This is a genomic window from Collinsella aerofaciens (assembly GCF_040910325.1).
GTDB lineage: Bacteria > Actinomycetota > Coriobacteriia > Coriobacteriales > Coriobacteriaceae > Collinsella > Collinsella aerofaciens_BL.
In genome coordinates this window covers 4251-8234 of sequence record NZ_JBDGAV010000042.1, presented here as the reverse complement: position 1 = coordinate 8234, position 3984 = coordinate 4251, and the positions used below count along the sequence as shown (strand labels likewise).

Sequence of the window (3984 nt, the reverse complement as noted above, 5' to 3'; positions counted from 1 at the left end):
CGCGTATTGAATGCGTCGACAAAGCCCTGCATGCCCTGCTTCATAAAGAAGGGGCCGTAGATGGGTGAATTGAACGCAATGGGGACGGAAAAGGCTGCAGCAAGAACGAGCGTGGAAATCCATACGGCCTTGTCTCTTAGGATTAGTTTGAGAAGAAGTCGACAGTACATTCAGAAGCACCTGCATTCCTCAAAGAATCGTTAGATTAAAAGTAACAGATTGAATGAAGATGCGCGCGGCGGGGGCGAGGCGAATGGCTGAGCGGTATCGATACGCGGGTTCAACGGCATCACATTGACCACATAGATTTTTAACTTGCATTTCTACCCGCCTTTTTCGTAGAGTCGCCGATACGTGCTTAGCGCACCCTCGGCGCGTCCGGCAGGCTTTGCGAAATGGGATCCAGGAGACTTCGGCGCAGCATCATCTTGCGGAATGCTTCTAATGAGCCTCCCATCCTTCAAAAACAGAATCTCATCGCACAGCCTATCGACCGAATCCAAGATGTGGGATGACATGATGATGCACGTACCAGAATCGGCCAGCTTCCTGAGGATCTCTGAATGCAAGCCCACCCTGCTGGGGTCGAGCGCGTTCATGGGCTCATCTAATAGAAGGTACCGCGCACCCGTCGCATACGCAATCGCCAGGGTAAGCTGCTGCTTCATGCCCTGGCTCAGAGTGCGGATCCTCATCTTCGCGAACTCGCCTATCTGCGTTTGTTCCACTATCTCTTCGATATCGCGAGCATGCGGCCACATATCGCAAACCATCTTGAGGTGATCTTCCGCACGCAATCCGGGATACAGCAGCGTCCCCTCACCAGGTGCATAGAAGATCATAGAACGGACCTCTCTCGCACCCGTACCCTGCACCTCATCCAGAACGATGCTCCCGTCCACGCGAGGACCCGGCAAACCTGCCATCGCACGCAGCAACGTCGTCTTTCCATGCCCGTTCGGAGCGACGAGACCGTAGACCGTACCCGGGGCAAACTCAGCGTTCACCGAATCTACGAGCACCTTCTTTCCATAAGAGATCGTCAGCGTTTGAAGGTCAATCATCGAGATCATCCCCTTTCGATCTTTGGAACACTCAGGCGCACCATCAACGGAGATACGGCGCCCAAGACCACCAGCAGAGCGCCCGATGCGCCGACGACCTCTCCAAAAGGCATCGCGTTCGTCCCTCGCCCAAGGAACCCAATCGTCCCCACCTGGGAAGCGGAATCAAACGAGGCGAATGGAGCCAGCAGCGCGACGCCCATGCCCACGCTTTCAACATGAGCGCTCAACGAACCCAACACCAAGAGAACCGCGCAAACCATTCCGGTGACAACGGGGTTGCGGCTAATCGCCGCTGTCAACGCAGCGACGACGGAAATCACGCCGTATGCCATGACCAGCAACGGAATACTGCACAACACCGCCTCCCCCACCGTGGACGTTGTCGAAGCTCCCGCCCGAATGAGAGCGACGGGATACTCCGATCCACCCGCACCGTTCTTAATCACGGACACAACGACAGCGGGAACCATCGACACCAAAAGCAGCACCAAGCCAAGCAGGAGAGCCAGCGCAACAGCCGTCAGAAAACGCACATGCGCTGTTGCGGGGATCTGGAGAACCAGAAGGGAACGACACTGCAGGTGGGTGCACGCGAGCGATGTGACAACCACGGGCAACAGCAAAAATAAGGAGGGAAGCGCTGCCTGGAGATACGAAAGGAGGATTAATGGGGGCATCTTCGTACTTAACTCGTAAACCTTGGGGTCCGGCAAGCTCGCGATCGACTCAAGCAGAAGGGCGCGCGCCTCCGCACGAGAAGGAGTCTCCGGCTCGATTCCGATCGATTGCAGGAGAGTCGCATCTGCCGCGCCCAGCTCACCTCGAGCGCGCTCGTACGTCGCAAGGCTTCGAAACCCCTCCGCAGGCATAGGCGCGTACACGAAACCCGAAAGAGCATCCCGCATGTCTTCCAGGGCCGCTTTGCCCTCGACGTCCATATTCGCAGCGTTCTGCTCTAGATACCGATCTATTGAACGGAGCTCCCCATCCCTATACCGAACAGCGGAAACGTTATCAGCGTCAGGAAACATCTCGACCAGAGCCGGGGCCAGCATCGTCGTCGACATTGCAATCGCGCATACGGCGAGGGTAGGAGAACGCAGGAGCAGTTTCCCCATCGTTCTTACGTATGCAACGGCGGAGGCACAAGCGCTCGAACGAGTTGCCGTTCTCGATGCAGTGAAGGAACCTCTCTCAAGACAAATCGGGGATATCGGGCACGCGCAGCCGCTCTTTCCAGCAACGCAAAGCAGGCTAATTGCCAGCACCTCGATCCCGATTGCGCATACGAGGGCAATCGCGCCACGCTCGAAGCAAAGTCCAGGCAGATTCACTATCTGCGTTGTCGGGTACGGGCTATAGGCGCCGACGGTCAACTCAGTGTTCGCATACGTAAGGGGATTCAACAGAGCGAACTCACGTAAAGCGATGGATCTTCCGTAATACCCGGGAACCATCGTCACCCCCATCAGGGCACATACGAACACGATTCCAAGCGTAGGGTTATTGGCAATCTTCACGGCAAGGTGAACGACAAGCGAGATGAACGCTGCCACCAAGAATTGCAAGATGGCCGTCTACGCGAACACCAGCCAAGCCGGTTTGATAACCGGAGTCGCATATTGAATGTAGCCTATCGGATAGAACGGCGAGCCCGGGCCATTCTTCACAAGCGCGGCGATTATCCCTGGAAGATTGATGGCGAGGACGGCAAGCATTGCAAAAACACTCGCCCATACGCTCGATGCAACAAGTCTACCCAGCTCGCCCATCGGTGCCTGGATGATGAGCTTTTCACGTTTGTTAAGACGCGCGGCAAGGAACGAGACGGCAACGGCCGTTGCGACCCATAGCAAGTACTCCTTCGATCCGTCATAATAGGTGTACTCTCCATCCGATATCTGCAGAAACGGAAGTAGGGGAGAGAGCGGTGCCAAGATAAGACGTCCCGCGGCAAGAGGGTACAGAAGCGCGGGCATGCTTGATGAAGAGGTATAGACACCGTCCTCCCCCGCATTCACAAGCGCATCCGCATAGGATGCTGACAATTCCTGCTCAACACGGGTTATTCCCGACTCGAGGTATTCGACCCGTCCGTCGATGCCAGCCGCGCTCCTGAAGACGGGCAGAGCACAAAGAACCATCAACGCAACAACGACAACACAGAGCGACCTGGAGGAGAGAAGCGACCTAAAGATCGCCTTCGAGATTTTGAGCATATTCATCGCCAACCTTAACCTCATCCAGTCGGAACAGAGGGGCCGAACAAAATGCTCGGCCCTTATTACTTGCCGGCAAAGTCAATTTAACATAAACTGTTAAAAAGTAACCTGAGTTCTTTAAATTCTTCGGAGGTTATTATGAGTTCCGACAATCGCACTCCCCGGCTTCATTCCTTCCGCATCGCATGTGCGATAGCCTCTGCGACCCTTTGCGCCACCGCCATCGCACAAGTGGCGTTCTCCTTAAAGCCAGCAATCGAAGTGCTCGACAACCCTGTAATTGCAGACTCCCCCGCGTATCCAGCCCTTGCGATCTCGACATTGGTCCCTGCCGTCATCGGTATCGCTACGACCATCCTCAGCGCCGTTCTCGTGTGGACGATCAAGAGCGGAGACCCCTTCAAGAAAGGGTCTGCGACATGCTTGAAGGTGCTCGGCATTCTCTTCGTTGTTCAAGCTGCCACCAGCCTCTACGCCAGCTCACTCAAAACCTCCGTTTCGATGTTTGGCGGCGAGGGGGCCGTCGGCGCCCAAGAGATCGCTTCATCATTCGATTGGACCTCTCTGGTTCTCGGCATCGTCCTGTTCATGCTTTCCCAGCTCTTCTTGTACGCCCGAGAGCTGTACCTCGACTCCGACGAGATTGCGTAAGGAAACGCCATGCCCGTAATTGTTCGCCTCGACAAGATCATGGC

The 3984-nt window shown here is 55.7% G+C and carries 4 protein-coding genes; 1 reads left to right on the top strand and 3 read right to left on the bottom strand.

What is annotated here, in order from left to right; translation table 11 throughout:
* Window positions 1-323 precede the first annotated feature (323 nt).
* From AB5Z25_RS10400 to AB5Z25_RS10390, 3 genes are read right to left on the bottom strand one after another with little or no spacing between them, the layout of a single operon-like run.
* Window positions 324-1064: an ABC transporter ATP-binding protein gene (locus AB5Z25_RS10400; RefSeq protein ID WP_368135527.1), complete on the bottom strand. Its 741-nt coding sequence runs from the start codon at window positions 1062-1064 to the stop codon at window positions 324-326.
* Window positions 1065-1069: 5 nt separating this feature from the next.
* Window positions 1070-2635 (bottom strand): hypothetical protein, encoded by a 1566-nt coding sequence (locus tag AB5Z25_RS10395; RefSeq protein ID WP_368135526.1) that lies wholly within the window; start codon window positions 2633-2635, stop codon window positions 1070-1072.
* 9 nt (window positions 2636-2644) lie between these two features.
* The gene (locus AB5Z25_RS10390) at window positions 2645-3292 is read right to left on the bottom strand and encodes a hypothetical protein (RefSeq protein ID WP_368135525.1); all 648 of its coding nucleotides are present in this window, start codon (window positions 3290-3292) and stop codon (window positions 2645-2647) included.
* A 135-nt stretch (window positions 3293-3427) separates the two neighbouring features.
* Between AB5Z25_RS10390 and AB5Z25_RS10385 the strand changes: the two genes are divergently transcribed.
* Window positions 3428-3940, top strand: coding sequence for a hypothetical protein (locus tag AB5Z25_RS10385; protein ID WP_368135524.1), 513 nt, complete (start codon window positions 3428-3430; stop codon window positions 3938-3940).
* The last annotated feature ends 44 nt before the right edge of the window (window positions 3941-3984 follow it).

Bases quoted from the DNA above. Each gene is read 5' to 3' on its own strand.
- AB5Z25_RS10400 (WP_368135527.1), bottom strand. From the start codon at position 1,064: ATGATTGACCTTCAAACGCTGACGATCTCTTATGGAAAGAAGGTGCTC.
- AB5Z25_RS10390 (WP_368135525.1), bottom strand. From the start codon at position 3,292: ATGAATATGCTCAAAATCTCGAAGGCGATCTTTAGGTCGCTTCTCTCC.
- AB5Z25_RS10385 (WP_368135524.1), top strand. From the start codon at position 3,428: ATGAGTTCCGACAATCGCACTCCCCGGCTTCATTCCTTCCGCATCGCA.